This is a genomic window from Mycobacterium sp. DHQP2018-32-09 (genome assembly GCF_058148405.1).
In genome coordinates, this window is sequence record NZ_JBYVYK010000131.1 from 1 (window position 1) to 485 (window position 485).

At 76.7% G+C, this 485-nt stretch carries 1 protein-coding gene; it reads left to right on the plus strand.

Annotated elements, in window-relative coordinates; all coding sequences use genetic code 11:
• Positions 1-94: 94 nt before the first annotated feature.
• Positions 95-485: hypothetical protein (locus tag AC30CM_RS27010; protein ID WP_490119977.1), on the plus strand; the 391-nt coding region annotated here is incomplete at its 3' end.

A 485-nucleotide genomic window follows, 5' to 3' on the forward strand; every position in this document is an offset into this window, starting at 1 on the left:
GGCGGCGGTGTCGGCGGCGGTGTCCCAGCCGGCCGTGGCGGCGCTCGCGGTCCCGAGCTCGCCGAGCGCGGCCCCGGCGGGCGGCATCGGCGAGATGGTGGGCGCCATCTACAAGGTCTTCGTCTACAACGGCGGGCCCGGCGAGAACGGCGGCCTGCTGATCGGCAACGGCGGCGACGGGTTCGCCGGCCAGAACGGCGGCAACGGCGGCCTGCTGTTCGGCAACGGCGGCAACGGCGGCCCCGGCGTGCGGGGTGGTTTCGGCGGCAACGGGGGCAACGCCGGTCTGTTCGGCAATGGCGGCAACGGTGGCACCGGATCGATCGTGGCGGTCGGATTCGGCGACGCCACCGGTGGTCGCGGCGGCAACGGCGGCAAGGGCGGTGCACTCGCGGGCAACGGCGGCGCGGGCGGTGCCGGCGGCGTCGCCTACACGCTGAACGGCAACGCGACCGGCGGCGACGGCGGCAAGGGCGGCGACGCCG